At 67.6% G+C, this 19,787-nt stretch carries 18 protein-coding genes; 9 read left to right on the top strand and 9 right to left on the bottom strand.

The genetic code is table 11. The features are described from left to right. Positions 1 to 115 precede the first annotated feature (115 nt). The gene (locus tag AB0H61_RS27755) at positions 116 to 796 is read right to left on the bottom strand and encodes a lysophospholipid acyltransferase family protein (RefSeq protein ID WP_357310094.1); all 681 of its coding nucleotides are present in this window, start codon (positions 794 to 796) and stop codon (positions 116 to 118) included. 103 nt (positions 797 to 899) lie between these two features. On the opposite strand from AB0H61_RS27755, the gene AB0H61_RS27750 reads away from it, so the two are divergent. After that, entirely contained in the window at positions 900 to 1,478 is a 579-nt protein-coding gene (locus tag AB0H61_RS27750; RefSeq protein ID WP_357310091.1) for a TetR/AcrR family transcriptional regulator, read from the top strand. Between the two features lie 37 nt (positions 1,479 to 1,515). Here AB0H61_RS27750 and AB0H61_RS27745 read toward each other — a convergent pair whose 3' ends face one another. Together AB0H61_RS27745 and AB0H61_RS27740 are read right to left on the bottom strand one after the other, a co-directional pair. Further along, a complete protein-coding gene (locus tag AB0H61_RS27745) occupies positions 1,516 to 2,433 on the bottom strand; it encodes a ribonuclease Z (RefSeq protein ID WP_357310089.1) in 918 nt (305 codons plus the stop codon). Next, positions 2,434 to 3,612 carry an aminotransferase class V-fold PLP-dependent enzyme gene (locus tag AB0H61_RS27740; protein ID WP_357310087.1) on the bottom strand — a complete coding sequence of 393 codons (1,179 nt, stop codon included), beginning with the start codon at positions 3,610 to 3,612 and terminating at the stop codon, positions 2,434 to 2,436. It lies immediately after the preceding gene. A 275-nt stretch (positions 3,613 to 3,887) separates the two neighbouring features. Between AB0H61_RS27740 and egtA the strand changes: the two genes are divergently transcribed. From egtA to egtD, 4 genes are all read left to right on the top strand, one after another. Next, the gene (gene egtA, locus AB0H61_RS27735; RefSeq protein WP_357310084.1) at positions 3,888 to 5,189 is read left to right on the top strand and encodes an ergothioneine biosynthesis glutamate--cysteine ligase EgtA; all 1,302 of its coding nucleotides are present in this window, start codon (positions 3,888 to 3,890) and stop codon (positions 5,187 to 5,189) included. Positions 5,190 to 5,334: 145 nt separating this feature from the next. Then, entirely contained in the window at positions 5,335 to 6,642 is a 1,308-nt protein-coding gene (gene egtB, locus AB0H61_RS27730) for an ergothioneine biosynthesis protein EgtB (protein WP_357310142.1), read from the top strand. 108 nt (positions 6,643 to 6,750) lie between these two features. Next, a complete protein-coding gene (gene egtC, locus AB0H61_RS27725; RefSeq protein ID WP_357310082.1) occupies positions 6,751 to 7,581 on the top strand; it encodes an ergothioneine biosynthesis protein EgtC in 831 nt (276 codons plus the stop codon). Beyond that, positions 7,578 to 8,549, top strand: a complete 972-nt coding sequence (gene egtD, locus AB0H61_RS27720; protein ID WP_357310080.1) for an L-histidine N(alpha)-methyltransferase — start codon at positions 7,578 to 7,580, stop codon at positions 8,547 to 8,549. Before egtC ends, egtD begins: the two co-directional genes overlap by 4 nt. A 51-nt stretch (positions 8,550 to 8,600) precedes the next feature. On the opposite strand, the gene AB0H61_RS27715 is transcribed toward egtD, so the two are convergent. From AB0H61_RS27715 to AB0H61_RS27705, 3 genes are all read right to left on the bottom strand, one after another. Continuing rightward, positions 8,601 to 9,242: a DUF2461 domain-containing protein gene (locus AB0H61_RS27715; protein ID WP_357310078.1), complete on the bottom strand. Its 642-nt coding sequence runs from the start codon at positions 9,240 to 9,242 to the stop codon at positions 8,601 to 8,603. 63 nt (positions 9,243 to 9,305) lie between these two features. Next, positions 9,306 to 9,884 (bottom strand): aminoacyl-tRNA hydrolase, encoded by a 579-nt coding sequence (pth, locus tag AB0H61_RS27710; RefSeq protein WP_357310074.1) that lies wholly within the window; start codon positions 9,882 to 9,884, stop codon positions 9,306 to 9,308. Between the two features lie 33 nt (positions 9,885 to 9,917). Then, on the bottom strand, positions 9,918 to 10,529 hold the full coding sequence (locus AB0H61_RS27705) for a 50S ribosomal protein L25/general stress protein Ctc (protein ID WP_357310072.1): 612 nt from the start codon (positions 10,527 to 10,529) through the stop codon (positions 9,918 to 9,920). Positions 10,530 to 10,834: 305 nt separating this feature from the next. Here AB0H61_RS27705 and AB0H61_RS27700 point away from each other — a divergent pair, with 305 nt between their 5' ends. Continuing rightward, positions 10,835 to 12,475 (top strand): peptide chain release factor 3, encoded by a 1,641-nt coding sequence (locus AB0H61_RS27700; protein ID WP_357310070.1) that lies wholly within the window; start codon positions 10,835 to 10,837, stop codon positions 12,473 to 12,475. 74 nt (positions 12,476 to 12,549) lie between these two features. Here AB0H61_RS27700 and AB0H61_RS27695 read toward each other — a convergent pair whose 3' ends face one another. Both AB0H61_RS27695 and AB0H61_RS27690 read right to left on the bottom strand, forming a co-directional pair. After that, a complete protein-coding gene (locus tag AB0H61_RS27695; RefSeq protein ID WP_357310140.1) occupies positions 12,550 to 13,077 on the bottom strand; it encodes a nuclear transport factor 2 family protein in 528 nt (175 codons plus the stop codon). Between the two features lie 268 nt (positions 13,078 to 13,345). After that, the gene (locus tag AB0H61_RS27690; RefSeq protein WP_357310068.1) at positions 13,346 to 14,227 is read right to left on the bottom strand and encodes an Abi-alpha family protein; all 882 of its coding nucleotides are present in this window, start codon (positions 14,225 to 14,227) and stop codon (positions 13,346 to 13,348) included. 337 nt (positions 14,228 to 14,564) lie between these two features. On the opposite strand from AB0H61_RS27690, the gene AB0H61_RS27685 reads away from it, so the two are divergent. Beyond that, the gene (locus AB0H61_RS27685; RefSeq protein ID WP_357310066.1) at positions 14,565 to 15,887 is read left to right on the top strand and encodes a hypothetical protein; all 1,323 of its coding nucleotides are present in this window, start codon (positions 14,565 to 14,567) and stop codon (positions 15,885 to 15,887) included. Further along, complete coding sequence (locus tag AB0H61_RS27680; RefSeq protein WP_357310063.1) at positions 15,884 to 16,768, top strand: Abi-alpha family protein; 885 nt, start codon at positions 15,884 to 15,886, stop codon at positions 16,766 to 16,768. Before AB0H61_RS27685 ends, AB0H61_RS27680 begins: the two co-directional genes overlap by 4 nt. 60 nt (positions 16,769 to 16,828) lie before the next feature. Here the strand turns inward: AB0H61_RS27680 and AB0H61_RS27675 are convergent, their stop codons facing one another. Continuing rightward, positions 16,829 to 18,670, bottom strand: coding sequence for an ABC-F family ATP-binding cassette domain-containing protein (locus AB0H61_RS27675; RefSeq protein WP_357310061.1), 1,842 nt, complete (start codon positions 18,668 to 18,670; stop codon positions 16,829 to 16,831). A gap of 268 nt (positions 18,671 to 18,938) precedes the next feature. Here AB0H61_RS27675 and AB0H61_RS27670 point away from each other — a divergent pair, with 268 nt between their 5' ends. After that, positions 18,939 to 19,787, top strand: a complete 849-nt coding sequence (locus AB0H61_RS27670; protein ID WP_357310059.1) for an LLM class flavin-dependent oxidoreductase — start codon at positions 18,939 to 18,941, stop codon at positions 19,785 to 19,787.

Raw genomic sequence — 19,787 nt, 5'->3', positions numbered from 1 at the left:
TTCAACTATCCCGCTGAATCGGCCGGGTGTTAACCCCCTTCTCGTGCACGCCGGTCATCGGCCGTTCCCCCGCGTCGACCCGAAGTGGTCGGTCGCCCGGCGCGATGCGGATGGCCTATCCGGCCTGGCGCCGGGATGCCGCCGGGCCGTGCGAAAACGTGGCCGCGTACCGATCGACATAGGGACGGCCCGCGCGTGCGGCGAGTTCGCGCATGAGATCGTCGGTGGCCGCGCGCGGGTGCTGGTCGGCGGCGAGGTAGTAGCGTGGCGCGCCGAAACTGATGCGTACCTTCGCGAATCGCCACCGGCGGCTGCCGCGCGGGTTGACCCGGTCGGTGCCCGAAAGCACCACCGGCACCACCGGGGCGCCGGTGGCGATCGCGACGCGCAGTGTGCCGGTGCGACCGCGATAGACCCGGCCGTCCGGGGATCGGGTGCCCTCCGGGTGAATGGCCCAGATGCCACCGGACTCCAGGATTCGGGTGGCCGCGGCCAGGGCGTCGGCGGCCGCGGTACCGCCGGTCCGATCGACCGGCACCTGTCCGGAGACGGTGTAGAACCAGCGGTTGAACCGGCCCTTCAGGCCGGTGCCGGTGAAGTACTCCTGCTTGGCCAGGAAGGTGACCCGCCGCGGCAGCACCAGCGCCAGGTACATCGAATCGATCACCGCCAAGTGGTTGGCCGCGACGATCACCGGCCCGTCCTGCGGAACATGGTGCAGCCCTTCGATGTCCGGCCGCCCGAGCAGCCGCAGCAGCGGGCCGACCAGAACGTGCTTGAACAGCCGGTACCACATATGTGTTCCTCCCGAAAGTTGCGTAGACACTGTCTACACGAAATGGTAGACAGTGTCTACCCCCGCCGCGTAACCGGCGACAGATCCGATGGAGAATGTCCGCATGGTCGAGAACGAGCCCCTGCGCGAACGATTGGTGACCGTCGGCGTAGACCTGCTCGAGGAAGTCGGCGCCGCCCAACTCGGGCTACGCGCCATCACCCGCGCCGCGGGCGTCTCGCACGGCGCGCCACGCCGTCACTTCCCGACCCACCGCGCTCTGCTCGCCGCCATCGCCGCCCGTGGCTTCGACGCCCTCGTCGACCGCTTCGCGCTGGCCACCGCATCCGCCGCCTCGCCCCGGGACCGCCTGCACCGCATGGCAATCGAATACGTCGACTTCGCCGCCGCCCGCCCCGAAATGTTCACCCTCATGTTCCGCCACGATCTCCTGGAAGGCTCCGGCGAAAACCTCCGCGCCACGACTCTCCCGATCTACCGCGGATTCGTGGCACTGGTCGGCGACGTCGCCCCCGACCGCCCGCTCTCCGACCCCCAGCTCTCCGACCCCCGCGCCCTGGCCCTCTGGACCAACCTGCACGGCATAGCCACCCTCCAGGCAAACCGCAGCCTCGCCCTCATCGTCACCGACGTCGCCCCGCACGCCCTCGTCGCCCAAGTCCTCGAATTGCATTTGGCCTGAACGAAGGACGCCCGCGCGCGGGTTGATCGGTACCTCGTCAGCGACGGTGCGGAAGGGGGATCCGGTCGAGGTCGGTGGCGATCGCTATTTCACCGGAGAAGTATTTCTCGGCCTCGGCGAGGTGGGCGTCGAGGGTCTTGTAGCGCTGGGAGAAATGGGTCAGGACCAGTGTGCGGACGCCTGCCTCCGCGGCGATGCGGGCCGCTTGCCCCGCGGTGAGGTGGCCGTGCTCTTCGGCGAGGTCGGCTTCGGATTCCAGGAAGGTCGCTTCGATCACCAAGAGGTCTACGCCGGAGGCCAATTCGTGGATACCCGGACAGCGGCGGGTATCCATGACGAAGGCGACGCTCTGACCGGGGCGCGGCGCGCTGACCTCCGCCAAGGTGATCGTGCGACCGTCGCGCTCGACCGAGCCGCTCCGCTGTAGTTCGCCCACGGCCGGACCGCGTAACCCCAATGCCCGCAACCGTTCCGGCAGCATCCGCCGACTATCCGGCTCGGTGATCCGGTAGCCGAATGCCTCCACGGGGTGTGAGAGCGGCGCGGCGGCGAGGGTGAACGGCGCGCCCGGTGCGTCGAGAGGTCCGGCGGCGGCGATCGGATGGGGACGCAGGTCGACCGTGCGGTGGAAGGCGGTGGCATTGCACAGCCGATCGAAGTACTCCTGGCCCGAGGCCGGGTAGTACACGTCCACCGGATGCGGCACCCGGTCCAGGTTGATGCGCTGGACGATCCCGGGCAGGCCGAGGCAATGGTCGCCATGGAAGTGGGTGACCGCGATCCGGGTGATATCGGTGACCGAGACGCCCGCCAGCGTCATCTGCCGCTGGGTGCCCTCACCCGGATCGAAGAGCACGCCCTCCTCGCCCCAGCGCAGCAGATAGCCGTTGTGACCGCGCTGTTTTGTCGGCACCTGGCTCGCCGTGCCGAGTACGACAAGTTCGCGCGGGGACATCTACAAGGCCGCCACGGCGGCGACGAACCGGTCCAATTCGTCGTAGTCGACGAAGCAGTGCGGGGAGGCGCGCACCACCGAGGCCAAGCCGCGGTCGGTCATATCCAGCAGCGTGGAGCTGGCATGGCTCACCGTCACGGTGATGTCTTGCGCCGCCAGCCGCTCCCGGATCACCAGGGGATCTATGCCGTCGACGGTGAACGACACGATCCCGCTATGTCGAATGCCCAGGTCGCGCACGGTCACGCCGGGCAGTTCCGGCAAAGCCTTGCGCAGGTATTCCGCGCGGGCCGCGATGGCCGCGTAGACCTCCTCGGGGCCGAGATCCAGCAGGTACCGCACGGCGGCGCCGAGCCCGAGCCGGGCCGCGACATCGCATTCCCAGAATTCGAACCGGCTGGCATCGGGTGCGAGCCGGAACTCGTCGGGCCCGGTCCATTCGGCGCTGTGCAGATCGAGGCGCTGTGGCTGCATCGACATTGCCAATTCGGGCCGCAGGTACAGGAAGCCGGTGCCGCGCGGACCACGCAGCCATTTGCGGCCGGTGACCGAGAGCGCGTCCACACCCAGCTCGGCGACGTCGAGCGGGATCTGCCCGGCGGACTGACAGGCATCCAGCAGCACCAGCGCACCGACCGAATGCGCGATGCGGGTGGCCTCGGCAGCCGGATTGACCAGCCCGCCGTTGGTCGGCACATGCAGCACCGACACCAGCTTCACCCGTTCGTCTACCAGCTCGGCCATGGCGTCCAGGTCGAGCTGGCCACTGCCGTCGCTGGGGATTCGTTCGACCCGGGCGCCGACCGCACGGGCCCGCTGGATCGCGGCGATGGCGTTACTCGCGTAGTCGGAGCCCGAGATGAGGACGCGATCGCCGGGCGCCAGCGGGACGGAATAGAAGAAATCGGCCCACGACCTGGTGGCGCTGTCGCTGAGCGCGATACTGCTCGGCGCCGCGTTGATCAGCGTGCCGATCGCCGTCTTCACCCCGGCGAGATCATCGAGCCGCTCGTTGGCCGCGCGGTAGCCACCGACCTCGGCCTCACGACGGAGGTGATCGATGACGGTATCGAGCACGATACGCGGCGGTAGCGACGATCCGGCGCTGTCGAGGAAGACCATTCCGGAAAGGGAGTCATAACCGGGGGTATCGGCCCGCACGCGATCAACGTCCAGCATGTGCTCGACCCTAGCGGGTCACCACCATCGCGCGCCCGTGCTCGATCCCGTCACGCATTCGTCAGATTCTTATCGCTTCCTTGTCGGTGCCTCTCGTTACCCTGGATTGTCCGGTGTGTGGAATAAGCACCCGGACCATTGCGATACCTAAGTACGAAGACCGGGTACTCGGATCTCATCCGACCACCCGAACCAGGCAGCACGAACCACGCGATACGAAGATCACGGCGTGCGGACCGGAGCCCGGCCCGCACGCGGACACGGTGGAGGTTGGCATGGCGGTCACGCTGGAACATTCGGAATCGGCCCGTCGCGCCCCAGCGTCGGAGCAGTTGTCCTCGCGCGCCGCCGCCGAGGCCTATATCGGCGGGGTCTGTTTCAAAGTGGGTCCACCCACGCTGATCGGCGCCGAACTCGAGTGGCTCACCGTGCAGGGTGAGTGTTCGGCGTCAGGCCCGACGGCCGCCCCCCGCCCGCGGTTGGCTGCACTGGCAATCGCCCTCGGACCCTACGCACCGCGGTCCATCGCCCCCGATTCACCGGCACTCTCATTGCCCGGGGGCAGCCGGGTCACCATGGAACCCGGTGGCCAGATCGAACTCTCCAGCGCCCCGTTCGCTGACGCCGCCGAATTATGCGACCGTCTGCGCGACGATGCCCGGCTGCTGCGCAATCTCCTCGAATCCCAGTCGATCCGAACTGTTTCCATCGCCTGCGACGCGGACCGCCACCCCGAACGGCTGCTGCGCCTGCCGCGCTATCGCGCGATGGAAGAGTCCTTCGCCGGCATCGGCCCCTTCGGCAAACTCATGATGTGCAATACCGCGGCCACCCAGGTCAGCGTCGACGCGGGCGCCGATGTCGCGGAGGTCGCCACCCGCTGGGCGGCGCTGTACACGATGGGCCCGGCCCTGCTGGCCGCATTCGCCTGTTCCCCGGCACTGCACGGAACGCCGGTCGGCGAGTGGGCCTCGCAGCGCATGCGAACCTGGCTGCGGCTGGACCACGCGCGCACCCGTCCGTCCGCCGAGAGCTGGACGGATCCCGTTGCGGCATACGGTCGCTGGGCGCTGGACGTGCCGCTGCTGTGTGTCCGAAGACCCGAGAACGGCGACAGCGACGATTGGGCCGCGCCGCCGGGCGCCACCTTCGCCGACTGGCTCTGCGGCGCGCTCGACGACGAAATCGGCCGCCGTCCCGATCTGGATGATCTGGACTACCACCTGACCACGCTCTTCCCACCGGTGCGCGCCTCGGGACATTTGGAGATCCGCTACCTCGACGCCCAGCCCGACGATTCCTGGACGGTACCTATCCACGCTGTCGACGCGCTGCTGTCCACCCCGGCGGTGGTCGCCGAGGCCACCGCGATCGCCGCGCCGCTCACCGGCCGCTGGCTCGACGCGGCGCGCTGGGGCCTCGCCGATCCACAGATCCGCGGCGTCGCGGTCGACCTGCTCGAACTCGCCGCCGCGCACGCCAGAACATCGGCGACGCGAGCCGAACTCGACGAGGCGTCCCGACGATGTCGCGGCGGGCACACCCCGACCGAGGCACCGCCGGGCCCGCAGTCGTGAGCCCGCCGCAATCGCCGCTCGACACGGCGAAATCCGATGCACACCCGATGCACCATGATCACCACCGGAATCGGGCCGCACAGAACTACTTTCGGAGAGTGCCCTCGTGACAACCCAGTACCCCGCCCCGACCGACAATTCCGGCATCGAAGGACTCCGCGACCGGATCGCCGAGGTCCTCACCCGGGCCCGCGCCCGCACCCTCGCACTCACCGAGGTGGTCGACGAGGCCGAACTGGTGGCCCAGCATTCACGGCTGATGAGCCCGCTGGTCTGGGACCTCGCGCATATCGGCAACCAGGAGGAATTGTGGCTGGTCCGCGATGTCGGCGGCCGCGAACCGGTACGCGCCGATATCGATGAGATCTACGACGCGTTCAAACACGCCAGGGCGAACCGCCCGACGCTGCCACTGCTGAACCCCACCCAGGCCCGTGACTATGTCGGCACCGTGCGCGACAAGGTCTGGGATGTGCTGGACCGCAATGCCTTACGTGGCGACCCGCTGGTGGACGGTGGCTTCGCCTTCGGCATGATCGCCCAGCACGAACAGCAGCACGACGAGACCATGCTCGCCACCCACCAACTGCGGACCGGGGCCGCCGTGCTGGCCGCCCCCGCCGCGCCGACGGTGACCGCACCGGTCGGCGGCGAGGTGATCATCCCCGCTGGGGAGTTCAGCATGGGCACCTCGACCGACCCGTGGGCGCTGGACAACGAGCGGCCCGCGCACCCGGTGCACCTGCCCGCCTTCGCCATCGACGTCGCGCCGATCACCAATGAGCAGTATTCGGCCTTCATCGACGACGGTGGCTACGACCGACCGGAACTGTGGTCCGAGCGCGGTTGGGCGCACCGGCAGAAGGCGGGTCTGATCGCCCCGCAATTCTGGGAACGCGATCCGGCCGGGCGCTGGTGGCGTCGGGTATTCGGTGTGATGACCCCGCTGCGACCGCATCAGCCGGTGCTGCACGTCTGCTGGTTCGAGGCCGAGGCCTACGCCGCGTGGGCGGGCAAGCGGCTACCCACCGAGGCGGAATGGGAGAAGGCCGCCCGGTTCGATCCGGAAACCGGCGCCACCCGCCGCTACCCGTGGGGCGACGCCGAACCCGATACCGCCACAGCGAATCTCGGCCAGCACCACCTGGAGCCCGCCGAGGTCGGCGCCTATCCGAAGGGTGCGTCGCCGACCGGCGTGCACCAACTCATCGGCGACGTCTGGGAGTGGACCGCCTCTGGTTTCGAGGCGTATCCCGGCTTCCGGGCCTTCCCCTACGCGGAGTATTCGGAGGTGTTCTTCGGCGGTGACTACCGGGTATTGCGCGGCGGCTCTTTCGGCACCGACCCGGTCGCTTGCCGCGGCACCTTCCGGAACTGGGACCACCCGATCCGCAGGCAGATCTTCTCCGGCTTCCGGCTGGCCCGGGATCTGCGTGAGGGTGAGGTCGCGTGAGAGGGGCGGGACCTGCCACCCGGACGGGATGCTCCGGGATATCCGCATTTTCCCACGTGCGCAACGTGATCCGGCTGCCGGAGCCGATATGCGAGTCGGTGACCGTCCATGTGTAGGCACCTCGGTTATGTCGGCCCGCAGGTGCGGGTCGGCGAGATGCTCACACTCGGCACCCATTCGCTGCGTACCCAGTCGTGGGCGCCGCGCGATATGCGCCGGGGCGGCACCATCAACGCCGACGGATTCGGCGTCGCATGGTGGCGCGATACCGGCGACGGCGCGGTGACCGTCAGCCGCTACCGAAACCCGGCCCCGATCTGGACCGATCCCGCGGTGGAAGAGGTACTGCCGCAATTGGAATCGTGGGCGGTGCTGGGCGCGGTGCGTTCGGCCACCGTCGGCATGCCGGTGGAGCAATCCGCCTGCGCACCGTTCACCCATGGCCGCTGGGCCTTCAGCCACAACGGTGTCGTCCCGGACTGGCGTCGCGCGCTGACCGCGGTCGCCGCCGAATTCGCGGGCACCGCCGACGAACTCGGCGCGACGGGGCTTTTCGATCCGGCCCGACTGCTGGAAGCCGAATCGGCCACCGACACCGCCGCGCTGTGGGTGCTGCTGCGCGGACTACTCGCCACCGATGTCCCCGATGGCGCCTGGTCCGCCGCGCCCGCGGCACTACGCCTGCTGGTCGCCGCGGTGCTCGCGCAGGCCCCCGAGGCCCGGCTCAATTTCCTACTCGGCGACGGCGCGCAGTTGTGGGCCACCACCTGGCACCACTCGCTGTCGGCGCTGGTCACCGACACCTTCGCCATCCTCTGCTCCGAACCCTTCGACGACGACCCGCGCTGGCAGTCCATCCCCGACCGCAGCCTGGTGACCGCACGCCCGGATCACCTTGCCGTCGAACCACTTTCCGATCCCGAAAGGCTCCCGCTATGACCGATGCGACGCTCGAGATCTACCTATCCGACGACGACCTCACCGCGGCACTGCGATCGGACGCCCGGCTCGGGCTCACCGCGGACCCGAAGTGGCTGCCGCCCAAGTGGTTCTACGATGCGCGCGGCAGCGAGCTGTTCGAGCGGATCACCGAACTGCCGGAGTACTACCCGACGCGCACCGAGCGGGCACTGCTGGAGCGGGTCGTCGGCGAGATCGCACGTACGGCCCAGTCCGAGGTCCTGGTCGAGCTGGGCGCGGGCTCGGCCGCCAAGACCCGGCTGCTGCTCACCGCGTTGACCACCGAGGGTCCACTGAAGACCTATGTGCCGCAGGATGTTTCATCCTCGGCGCTGCGGGCGGCGGCGGATGATATCGCCGCCGAATTCCCAGGACTCGCGGTGCACGGCGTGGTCAGCGACTTCACCGACACCCTGCACAACCTGCCGCGCGGCGGGCGGCGCATGATCGCGTTCCTCGGCGGCACCATCGGCAACCTGGTCCCGGACGAGCGCGCCGAATTCCTCGCGAGTATCCACGAGGTGCTGGAGCCGGGAGAGCAGCTGCTGCTCGGCGCCGGGCTGGTCATCGATCCCGCCGTCCTGGTCCCCGCCTACGACGATGCGGCCGGTGTGACCGCCGAGTTCAACCGAAATGTGCTGCACGTGTTGAACAACCGGCTCGACGCCGACTTCGCACCGGAGAAGTTCGAGCACATCGCGCGGTGGGACGCGGAGAACGAGTGGATCGAAATGCGACTGGAGGCGACCGAGGCGATGACGGTGCACGTCCGGGACCTGGACCTCACCGTCGAATTCGCGCGCGGCGAGCAGATGCGCACCGAGATATCGGCGAAGTTCCGGCTCGACGGTCTCACCGCCGAGCTCGCCGCCGCCGGTTTCCGCACCGAACAGACCTGGACCGACCCGGACAACCGCTTCGCCCTGGTATTGGCCGCGCGCAACTGAGCTCGGCCGACGGTGCGCGGTTCCGGTCATCACGCCCGGAACCGCGCCCGGCTAACCGGTGGTGCCGACGACGGCGGTGAGCCAATCGATGAAGGGGCGCATGGTCTCCCAGGTCTTGCGGACCTCGGTGGCGGCCCGTGCGGTGGGCAGCCACGCCGGAGCCCCGAATTCCTTGTGGCAGGTGATCGACTTGTGCCGGAGCAGGTCGATCCGCGGGTGATCGGCCTCGTACCCCTTGGGCTTGGTCTTCAGCTTCTCCCCGCCGATGTCGAATCCGGACTTGGACAGCTTCGCCAGGATCGCCTCCAGCTCCGCACCGCGCACCTCGTCATCGATGGTGGCGCGCAGCTGGGCGATCTGCGCGGGCGTGCCGGAGTAGAACCCGCCGCCGACGAACAGTCCAGCGGCGCTGATCTGCACATACCAGCCGGTGCCCGGCGCGGTGCCGACCACCGCACCCTGGGCGGTCTTGTACGGCACCTTGTCCTTGGAAAAGCGCACGTCACGATATGGCCGGAAGATTTTCGCGGTGCCGAAGTCCGGCTCCAGCTGCGCGGTCAGCGCGACCATCGGCGCGCGCACCGATTCCTCGTAGACGTTCTTGTGCGCGGTCCAGAACGTCTTCGAATTGTCGGCCTCGAGGTCTTCGTAGAAATCCAGTCCCGTCAACGGGAAGCCGCTGAACTTGGTCATATAAGCAATTTACGGCGACCGCCGCCCGCACCCCGGATCGGGACCGACAAAGCGTCGTTCGACTCAGTGCAGCTGGTTCTGCGCGGTTTCGAGGCCGACGCGCAGTAGGAGCTCGACGGCATCGGCGGCCTGTTCGACGATGACCGGGACCTCTTTGCGTTCCGGTGCCGCGAACGGCTTGAGCACGTAGTCCGCGGGGTCCTGACGGCCCGGCGGGCGGCCGATGCCGATGCGGGTACGCAGATAGTCCTTGGTGGTCAGCGCGCTGGAGATGGAGCGCAGACCGTTGTGCCCGCCTTCGCCGCCGCCGCGCTTGAGCTTGATCGCGCCGAACGGCAGGTCCAGCTCGTCGTGCACCACGATCACCTCGGTCGGCGGCACCGAAAAGAACTTGGCCAGTGCGGCGACCGCGCGGCCGGACAGGTTCATATAGGACCGCGGCTTGGCGATCAGCACCTGGCGGCCGTCCAGGCGTGCCTGCAACAGGTCCGCCCCGGACTTCTTGTGCACGGAAAAACGGCCGCCGACGCGCTCTGCGAGCACGTCGGCGACCAGAAAGCCGACATTGTGCCGGGTGCGTTCATATTCGGAGCCTGGGTTACCCAGTCCGATCACGAGCGCGGGCACCGTTGATTCGGTCATGGTGGATTCGGTCGGAACCCGATCCGGAAGTTCTTACTCGGCGCTCTCAGCCTCTGCGGCCTCGGCGGCGGCAGCGGCTTCCTCGACCTCGGCGGCGGAGGCCGGGGCGGCGATGATGTTGACGATCAGGGTCTCCGGATCGGCGGCCAGGGTGACACCGGCGGGCAACTCGACCTCACCCGCGGTGATCTGGGTGCCGGCCTCCACGCCCTCGATGGAGATCTCGATGGCCTCGGGCAGCTTCAGCGCCTCGGCCTCGATGGAGATGGTGGTGGCGTCCTGGGTGACCAGGGTGCCGGAGGCGGCATCGCCGACCAGGGTGACGTTCACATCGGCGGTGACCTTCTCGCCACGCTTGATGATGAGCAGGTCGGCGTGCTCGATGTAGCGGCGGATCGGGTGCACCACAACGGATTTGGTGAGCGCCAGCTGCTTCTCACCATCGATCACGAGGTTCAGCACCGCGTTGGTGCCGTGCTCGCGCAGGATGGCGGCGAAAGCCTGGGCATTCAGCGAAAGGTGCTGCGGGTCGGCCTGGTGGCCGTACAGTACGGCGGGGACGTTGCCGGCACGACGGGTGCGGCGGGCGGCGCCCTTACCGAACTCGGTGCGAACGGCGGCTTCGAGAAGGTTGGCGTCGGACATGACTGGATCTACTCCTACGGCTCTTCCGGGCTGGTCAACGGTTGCTTGCCAGTGGCTGTGGAAACCCTGGCCAGGTTGGTCTACTCGTCGGGCGAAAGACCGAACGAGGACGGCCGGAAGCCGAGCCGCGTCGATCACGGTGAACGCATAACGTCTGCGGTCACCCTCGCCGAGACAACCCGAACACCATACCGCAGCGCCGAAGCCCGGATTGAATCGGGTGGTCAGCGGCGCGCCGCTAGTCATTCAGCGCCATCGCGTACGCTGGAGCGGTTGCCGATCGGTCGTCTGTGAAAGGTTGTTCCGTGACCGCCCCTGAGGATGTCGTCGCTCCCACGCCGCGCGGACTGCCCGCCGAGGTCGCACGGCGACGCACGTTCGCGGTGATCTCACACCCGGACGCGGGCAAGTCGACGCTGACCGAGGCACTCGCGCTGCACGCCAGAATGATCTCCGAGGCGGGCGCCATCCACGGTAAGGCCGGGCGCAAGTCGACGGTTTCGGACTGGATGGAGATGGAGAAGGCCCGCGGCATCTCCGTCAGCTCGACCGCGTTGCAGTTCAACTACCGCGCCGCGGGCTCCGATATCGACAATGTGATCAACCTGGTCGACACCCCCGGTCACTCGGACTTCTCCGAGGACACCTACCGCGTGCTGACCGCCGTCGACGCCGCGGTGATGCTCATCGACGCGGCGAAGGGACTCGAGCCGCAGACGCTGAAGCTGTTCCAGGTCTGCCGGCACCGCGGCATCCCGGTCATCACCGTCATCAATAAATGGGACCGGCCCGGCCAGGCCCCGCTGGAACTACTCGACGAGATCAACGAGCGCATCGGACTCACCCCGACACCGCTATTCCTTCCGGTCGGCATCGCGGGCGACTTCCGTGGCCTGCTGCGCCGCGGTGAAGACGGCGCCGCCCTCGAGTACATCCACTTCACCCGCACCGCGGGCGGCGCGACCATCGCGCCGGAGGTATCGCTGACCCCCGAGCAGGCCGAGGCGCGCGAGGGCGAGGTCTGGGCCACCGCGTCGGAGGAGAGTGAACTGCTCTCCGCCACCGGACAGGACCACGATCAGGAATTGTTCCTGGCCGGCCAGACCTCCCCGGTTATCTACGCCTCCGCGATGTTGAATTTCGGCGTCCGGCAGTTGCTGGAGACGCTGGTCGCGCTGGCGCCCGCGCCCCGCGCCCGGGCCGATGTGAACGGCAATCCGCGCGAGACCACCGCGCCGTTCAGCGCCGTGGTGTTCAAGGTGCAGGCGGGCATGGATGCCGCGCACCGGGACCGGCTGGCGTTCATGCGGATCGTGTCGGGCGAGTTCGAACGCGGCATGGTGGTGACACACGCGCAGACCGGTCGGCCGTTCGCGACCAAGTACGCACTGACCGTCTTCGGCCGAGAGCGCTCCACCGTCGACACCGCATATCCCGGCGATGTGGTCGGTCTGGTGAACGCGACCGCGCTGGCGCCGGGTCACACCCTGTTCGTGGACAAGAAGGTGGAGTTCCCGCCGATCCCGTCCTTCGCACCGGAGCATTTCGCGGCGCTGCGCGCGGAGAGCGCGGGTAAGTACAAGCAGTTCCGCAAGGCCATCGACCAGCTCGACTCCGAGGGTGTGGTGCAGGTGCTGCGCAACGATCTGCGCGGCGACGCCTCCCCCGTACTCGCCGCGGTCGGCCCGATGCAGTTCGAGGTGGTCACCGCCCGGATGCTGGCCGAATTCAATGTCGAGACCAAAATGGAGTTCCTGGGCTACACCCTGGCCCGGCGCACCGACCCCGAGTCGGCCCCCGAACTGGACCGCCAACGCGGAGTCGAAGTCTTCACCCGCACCGACGGCGCCCTACTGGCGCTGTTCAGCGACAAGTGGCGGTTGCAGTACATCGAAAAAGAACACCCGACCCTAACCCTCGAACCGCTGGTCGCCGCCGCCGACTAGCGCGGCATCACAGACCTTCGGCACGCTTCACAGGGGCCACATACTCTGTGAACCGTCGAGAAACTCTGTGACGGCTACTCCCCTTCGGGTTCGGGGGGCGTCGGTGTGGTGCCGGGGTTGCGTTCGACGGGGGCGATTCCGTCTTCTCGGGCTATGAGCCCCCAGCGGCTGGAGGTCAGGCGCAGACTGGGCAGGTCGCTCAGCGAGAGCACCACCTCGTAGGTGCGTTCGTAACCGGTATGCGCGATGCGCCAGCGCCCGTCATCACAGCGGACGTACCGATCGGTGTAGAACGCCGCGCCGCGCAGCAGCATATTGTGCGCCGGGATGAGCACGGTATCGGCGAGATACCAAGTGCCGGTTGCCGTGTCGCCGTCGACATCGATTTCGGGATGGTCGCAGCGGTGCTCGGTGATGACGTGCGGGCCGAGGGTATTACGCATGAAGGCCAGGAAAGCGTCGCGCGATTCGAATTGCAGATATTCGCTATAGGTGGCGGTGGCCTCGGGAATCATGGTGTCCGCGAATTCTTCCCAGGACTTGGTGTCGAGAGCGCGGAGATAACGGAACTTCAGCCTGCTGATCGCCGACACATCGTCCAGTTCCCGCTCGTCGCGTTGCGGCGGGGCGGCTTGGGTCCTCGGGTCTTCGACACCGAGGTTGTCGGCCGGCGGCGTGTCGGCATCCGGTGCCGGATCGCCGCGTTTCTCGGCGTCGCTCACCGTCGGATCGCTACGCCCCTGCCCGTCGCTGACCTGATCCATATAATCAACAATCCCATCCGAAGCCGCCGTGCTTCATGATTTGGGAGATTTGTATCAGATTGCTATCACTATCCGGGCACTATCCGGGCCGAGTCGGCCAGGAAGATCAACTTCCGATGGTGAAGCAGGTCCGGCAGAAGTCCTCGCCGAACTCGGTGAGCCGCAGACTCTTGCGCACGATCTTCGGCGCCCGACCGGCCTTCTTCAGCGCCGCCTCCACCACCGGCTGCACCTCGAGCACCATATAGCGGCTGAGCACCACCGGGTCGTCGGAGGTCAGGGTGAGGCCGAGCCGGTTGAGATTGATCAGATACTGACGCGCCCGGTCCGGGTAGCGGACACCCGCCTGCTCCGGCACCGAGGTCAGATCACCCTGCACCAGTTCCGAGCCGATGCCGAGCGGGCGGTTGGTCCGCACGTCCACCGACGGTTGCGGACCGTTCAGCGCCATGAAGCGCAGGATGCGGGCCTCGTCCGGCGCCAGTTCATCGAGGATGCGGTCGTAGGCGGGGTGCACATCCTCGGTGAAGTAGACATCGGCCGAGCGAGCCAGCAGCGCGTCGCCGCGCCTGCGCAACTCCTCGGTGGACGCCGAGCGCAGATGCGAGCTGATGGCCAGCGCCTGCTGCTGACCGGTGCCGTTGCTGGGAGTCGGTACATAGCTGACGATTTCGCGCACCGAGCCCTCGGTGACGCCGAGCGCGCTGCGGGCGATCGAGCGCAGGGCATTACCGGTGCGTTCGGCGATATCGGCCGACGACTCGCCGTCCAGCGCGGCCTTGGTGATCTCCTTGGTCACCTCGTAGGAGGTGTTGACCGCCCACTGGCCGCCGCGCACGGCGGTACCTGCGGCCAGCCCGGCCGCGCGGAACACGCCGCGGATCAGCCTGGCCTCATTGCTGATCTGCCGCTGTTCGACATCCGAGCTGCGCTCCACGGAGCGGGAACCGGCTCGGGTGACGTCCTGTCCGGTCCTGTCGTCTGCCACGTCTACTCCGATGTATTGCCAAGGGAACGAGTCTGCCCACAGATTATTGCCCGTCAGCCTTCCAGGTATGCCGAACCTGGCGTTGCGCGGGCCACCCCTGTGCACCCCCCGGCCGCCCCTAGCCGGAATGTGGTGGTCGCCATTGTCACCGGCGGCCCGCACCGATGCGGCATTCCGGACCGGCACTGTGACCGATATCTCCGGTATGACGCCCGCCGTCCGGTGCACTCGCGGCGCGAACGGCATTACCGCTCACAATGGGGTCCCGATGCCGACGGGGTGCTAGTTTGGGGTGCCGGTGAGGCGGCGATCACCGGTGTATCGGCAGGAGGGTGTCGTGTTAGAGAGTGTTTTCGGAATCCATCCGACTATCCTTCTAGAGCTTCTGACCATTCCGCTTTTCACAGGCATCATCGGCTACATCACCAACTGGACAGGCATCCTGATGCTGTTCAAGCCGATTGCCTTCCACGGCATCCGGTTACCCGGATTGCGCGCGCTTTTCCCGTTCCTGCCCAAGCGAATTCAGGTACTGCCGCTGCTCAGCTACGACGGCCGAATCGGCTGGCAGGGCATCGTGCCGTCGCGGGCGGACAAAATGGCGAGCATCGCCGTCGACAAGGGTTTGGCCAAACTCGGCAGTGTCGCGGACTTCTATAGGGAGTTGGAGCCGGACAAACTCGCCGAGCATCTGGCGAGCATCGCCGACGCGCAGATCCAGGACATCGTCGAGGAAATCCTGCGTCGCGAACATCCACAGCTCTGGTACAACCTGCCGACCCAGGTGCGCGAGATGGTGCACGCCCGGGTCCGGCAGCAGCTGCCGGAGATTCTGCACGAACTGACGCATGAACTCGGCGCGAATATCGATCAACTAATCGACGTCAAACAAATGGTGATCCGGTACTTCCAGGCCCGGCCGCAACTGCTCAATACGCTGTTCCAGGTGCTCGGCGCCAAGGAACTGCAGTTCATGCAGAACTTCGGTTTCTACTTCGGCGCGCCGATGGGCGTTGTGCTGGTCGCGATCCTGCATCTGACCGGATGGTCGACGCTGGTGGTGCTGCCGATCGGCGGCGTGATCATCGGCTGGGTGGTCAACTGGGTCGGTCTCAATATGATCTTCGCGCCCGCCTACCCGAAATGGTGGTGCCCGTGGCGGCAGGGTCTGCTGATCAAGCGCCAGCCCGAGATCACCGCCGGCTACGCCGAACTGGTCTCCAGCCAGGTGATGACCGTCGCCAATATCGGCGACGAACTACTCAACGGCCCGCGCTCGGATCGCACCATGCAGATGCTGGAGGACACCCTGCGCCCGGCCGCGGACCGCGCGCTCGGCCCGGCCCGGCCCGCGGTCAAGTTCATGCTGGGCAGCCGCGAGTACGACTCGTTGCAGTCGACGCTGACGACCGAGGCCATGTCCATCGCCCCGATCGCCTTCGCCGACCCCGAGTTCAACGTCCGGCAGGGCAAGCAGATCAACGACTACATCGCCAAACAGATGTCGGCGCTTTCCCCCAACGACTTCGTGGATATGCTGCGTTCGGCCATCAAACAGGACGAATGGCTCCTTTTTCTGCATGGCGGCGTGTTGGGGCTGTTCGCCGGATACGCTCACATCCTGATCTTCGGAACGGGAGTGGCAACGACATGGCTATGACGGAAGCAGACGGCGACGATATCGAGGCCGTCGAGTCCTCCGAGGTTGTGCAACCCTCGACGGAGATCGCGCGACGGCCGTTGGCTCCGCTACCGGACACAGCCGAAACACCCAGCCGCAGTAGGCCTTCGGCCCGGCAGACGGTTCGGGCCGCCACCGGTGTCGCCAGGGTCGCGGTATCGGCCGCCTCGGCGGTCACGGCCTGGGGTGTCGACACCGCGCTCGGCGTCGGAGCCACCGTCGTGCGGGGCAGTATCGCGGGCGCACCGACGCGCGAGGTGCTCGCCGAGGCCGAAGCGGAGTTCAAGGATGCGGTGCGCCGCGCACTGGGTCTGCCTGTCGCAACGCCCACGGCCGATACCACCGGCGTGCCGACGCTGCGCGAGCAGGGCGCCGCACTGCTGCGGCTGTCCGCGAGCACACAAGCCGAGGCCAACGAGATCCATCCGGCCTTCGCCGGGATGTTGGCCGACCTGACTCCCGACGAGGCCCGCATCCTGCGCTTCCTGCATCTGGACGGCGCGCAGCCCGCCATCGATATCCGCACCGGACGCCCGCGCGGCTTCGGCGCCGAACGCATCGTGTCGGGGCTCAACCTGATCGGCGAACACGCCGGCCTGCGGTTCCCGAACCGGATCCAGCAGTACCTGCCCAATCTGCGCAGGCTCGGGCTCATCGAGTTCGCGCGGGAACCGGTCGGAAATCCGAACCGGTACCAGATCCTGGAGGCGCAGTCACCGGTGCGGGAGGTATTGAAGCGCTCCAGCTTCGGCACCAAGATCTACTACCGCAGCATCGTGCTCACCGGCTTCGGCGCCGACTTCGTCGAGACCTGCCTGCCGGTCGTGGTCCAGGACGGCCGAGCTTCCGGAACCAGCTGACCCGACCCGGTTCCGCCCGATCCCGCGCTGCGGCGCGAACGGGCGGTGGCGCACAACTCGTTAGGCGCCGTCGGCCAGTTCCAGCCAACGCTCCTCGGCCGCTTCCTTTTCGGCGAGCACCTGCTTCAGTTCCGCACCGAGGGTGCTGAGCTTATCGGGATCGGTGGCGGCGTCGGCCAGCGCGGTATGCAGTTTCTGCTCGCGCTCGGTGAGCTTATCGATGCTGCGCTCGAGTTTGCCCAATTCCTTGCGGGCGGCGCGGTAGGCGGCGGAATCGGTGGACGGCGCGTCGGCGGCTTTGGCGTCGGCGCGGGCCGGGGCGGCGCTCAGCGCGGCACGCTTTTTCAGGTATTCATCGATGCCGCCGGGCAGGTTGGTGAGCTTGCCGTCGCCGAACAACGCCCAGGTCGAATCGGCGATGCGTTCGATCAGGTAGCGATCGTGGCTGATGACCACCAGGGTGCCAGCCCAGTTGTCGAGCAGATCCTCCAACTGTTGCAGGGTGTCGATATCCAGGTCGTTGGTCGGCTCGTCGAGCAGCAACACATTCGGCTCGGCCATCAGGATGCGGGTCAGCTGCAGTCGGCGGCGTTCGCCACCGGACAGATCGCCGACCGGGGTGCGCTGGCGAGCCGGGGTGAATCCGAGCCGCTCGGCCAATTGACCAGCGGAAATCTCCTTGTCGCCCAGCATGATTCGTTGCGCGACCTGCTGGACCGCCTCCAGTACGCGCAGATCGGTGGGCAGATCGTCGAGTTCCTGGCGCAGCCAGCCGATCTGAACGGTCTGGCCCTGAATCCGCTTGCCCGCGGCCGGTTCCACCTCACCCGCCAATGCGCGCAGCAGGGTCGTTTTTCCGGAACCGTTCACCCCGACCAGGCCGACCCGCTCCCCCGGTGCCAGACGCCAGGTCAGATCGCGGACCAGGGCGCGGCCATCCGGGGTGGTGAGCGTGGTGTCCTCCAGCTCGATCACCACGCGGCCCAGGCGCTTTCGGGCGAATGCGGCAAGGGAGACGCTATCGCGCGGCGGCGGCACATCGGCGATCAGCGCTTCGGCCGCCTCGACCCGGTAGCGGGGCTTGGAGGTCCGGGCTCGCGCACCGCGGCGCAACCAGGCCAATTCCTTCCGTGCCAGATTGCTGCGCCGCGCCTCGGAGGCATCGGCCTGCCTGGCCCGTTCGGCCCTGGCGAAGATCCAGTCGCCGTATCCGCCCTCATAGCTTTCGACCTTGCCGCCGACCACTTCCCAGGTGTCGGTGGCGACGGTGTCGAGGAACCAGCGATCGTGGGTGACCACGACCAGCGCGCTGCGCCGGTTCAGCAGATGTTCGGCCAGCCACTGCACACCCTCGACATCGAGGTGGTTGGTCGGCTCGTCCAGCACCAGCAGATCGAGGTCGCGCACCAGCGCGGCGGCCAGCGCGACGCGGCGGCGTTCACCGCCGGACAGGTTGTCGACGCTGGTGTCCATGCCGAGGCCCTCGATGCCGATGCCCTCGATGACCGAACGGATGCGCGGATTCGATGCCCACTCGTGTTCAGCGACCCCGTCTGGCCCACCCGCCGCCCGACCGCCACCCCCCATCGAATCGCTGCGCGATGCCCATGCCATCTGATCGTCGGCCAGCCCCGCGAGCACCACGGATCCGACGGTCGCCCCCGCGGGCAGCACCCCGCGCTGGGTCACCACCGCGATGCGCAGCCCTCCGACCCTGCTCACCCGGCCGCTGTCGGGTTCCTCGATCCCGGTGAGCACCTCGAGCAGCGTGGTCTTGCCGCCGCCGTTCAGCCCGACGACGCCGATCCGCTCACCGGCATGGACACCGAGCGACACGTTGTCCAGGAGCGGTTTGATGCCGAAGCTCTTGGAGACCTGTTCGAGGTTGATCAGGTTGGACATGGATCCTTCCGAGGTTGCCGCAGGCAGGCGCAATGCTTGCCCCGGCAAAGCCTAGCTCTCGCCCCGAACGCGGCGCAGACCCGCCGGTCACGGCGCGAAGTTGCGCACCGAACGTTGTTCGTCTAACGTAGCTGACGAACAACGTTCGTTACGAACAAAGTTCTATGAGCGTTTCCGCCGAAGTTCAGCCGCGGAAGGGAACACCGCCACGCATCGACGGGGTTGACAGGGGCGGCGCCGTCAGATCCACCCCTTCACGGAGGTTCCCATGCACGTCGGTCTCGGCCTTCCGATTTCCGATCCCACCGTTCTGCTCGACTGGGCACGCCGCGCCGAGGCGGGCCCGTTCTCCACCCTCGGCCTACTCGATCGACTCGCCTACGACAACCCCGAACCACTGATCGCGCTCGGCATGATCGCCGGCGCCACCACCCGCATCAAGATCCAGACCGAGGTGCTGATCGCCCCGCTGCGCGAACCCGCACTGCTGGCCAAGCAGGCCGCGACGCTCGACCTGATGTCCGGCGGCCGGTTCGTCCTCGGCCTCGGCGTCGGCGGTCGCGCGGACGACCACGTCGCCTCCGCCACCGATATGCGCACCCGCGGCCGCCGGATGGACGAGCAGATCGCCCTGATGCGCGACCTCTGGTCCGGTAAGCCGCACAGTGCGGACTGCGGACCGATCGGACCCGCGCCGTACCGACCCGAAGGTCCCGAGACCCTGTTCGGCGGCTTCCAGCCCGCCGCCCTCGACCGCGTCGGCCGATTCGGCGGCGGATTCCTCGCCGCCGCCGCACCCTCCTGGGCCGGCGGCCTGTTCGATACCGTGCGCCGGTCTTGGACCGCGCACGGACGCGACGGCGCACCCCGCATCGTCGCCCAGGTCAACGTCGCTTTCGGCGCCGACGAGGTGGTCGCCGATGCCCGCGCCTCGATGGGCGCCTACTACGAATTCAGCGGCCGCGCCGACTACATGCTCGCCGGAATGCTCACCACGCCCGACGAAATCCGCACCGCCATTACGCAATTCGCCGATCTCGGGGCCGACGAGGTCATGCTCTACTGCTATGGCCGCGACGCCGATCAAGTGGATCGGCTCGCCGACGTGGTCGGGTGA

It is taken from the genome of Nocardia sp. NPDC050710 (assembly GCF_040654375.1).
Classification (GTDB): domain Bacteria; phylum Actinomycetota; class Actinomycetes; order Mycobacteriales; family Mycobacteriaceae; genus Nocardia.
The sequence above is the reverse complement of the archived record's forward strand: the minus strand, read 5'-3'. Positions and strand labels throughout refer to the sequence as shown.

What these genes read in the sequence shown, in the direction of transcription:
- AB0H61_RS27755 (WP_357310094.1), bottom strand. Translation starts at nt 796, where the DNA reads ATGTGGTACCGGCTGTTCAAGCACGTTCTGGTCGGCCCGCTGCTGCGG.
- AB0H61_RS27750 (WP_357310091.1), top strand. Translation starts at nt 900, where the DNA reads ATGGTCGAGAACGAGCCCCTGCGCGAACGATTGGTGACCGTCGGCGTA.
- AB0H61_RS27745 (WP_357310089.1), bottom strand. Translation starts at nt 2,433, where the DNA reads ATGTCCCCGCGCGAACTTGTCGTACTCGGCACGGCGAGCCAGGTGCCG.
- AB0H61_RS27740 (WP_357310087.1), bottom strand. Translation starts at nt 3,612, where the DNA reads ATGCTGGACGTTGATCGCGTGCGGGCCGATACCCCCGGTTATGACTCC.
- egtA (WP_357310084.1), top strand. Translation starts at nt 3,888, where the DNA reads ATGGCGGTCACGCTGGAACATTCGGAATCGGCCCGTCGCGCCCCAGCG.
- egtC (WP_357310082.1), top strand. Translation starts at nt 6,751, where the DNA reads ATGTGTAGGCACCTCGGTTATGTCGGCCCGCAGGTGCGGGTCGGCGAG.
- egtD (WP_357310080.1), top strand. Translation starts at nt 7,578, where the DNA reads ATGACCGATGCGACGCTCGAGATCTACCTATCCGACGACGACCTCACC.
- AB0H61_RS27715 (WP_357310078.1), bottom strand. Translation starts at nt 9,242, where the DNA reads ATGACCAAGTTCAGCGGCTTCCCGTTGACGGGACTGGATTTCTACGAA.
- pth (WP_357310074.1), bottom strand. Translation starts at nt 9,884, where the DNA reads ATGACCGAATCAACGGTGCCCGCGCTCGTGATCGGACTGGGTAACCCA.
- AB0H61_RS27705 (WP_357310072.1), bottom strand. Translation starts at nt 10,529, where the DNA reads ATGTCCGACGCCAACCTTCTCGAAGCCGCCGTTCGCACCGAGTTCGGT.
- AB0H61_RS27680 (WP_357310063.1), top strand. Translation starts at nt 15,884, where the DNA reads ATGACGGAAGCAGACGGCGACGATATCGAGGCCGTCGAGTCCTCCGAG.
- AB0H61_RS27675 (WP_357310061.1), bottom strand. Translation starts at nt 18,670, where the DNA reads ATGTCCAACCTGATCAACCTCGAACAGGTCTCCAAGAGCTTCGGCATC.
- AB0H61_RS27670 (WP_357310059.1), top strand. Translation starts at nt 18,939, where the DNA reads ATGCACGTCGGTCTCGGCCTTCCGATTTCCGATCCCACCGTTCTGCTC.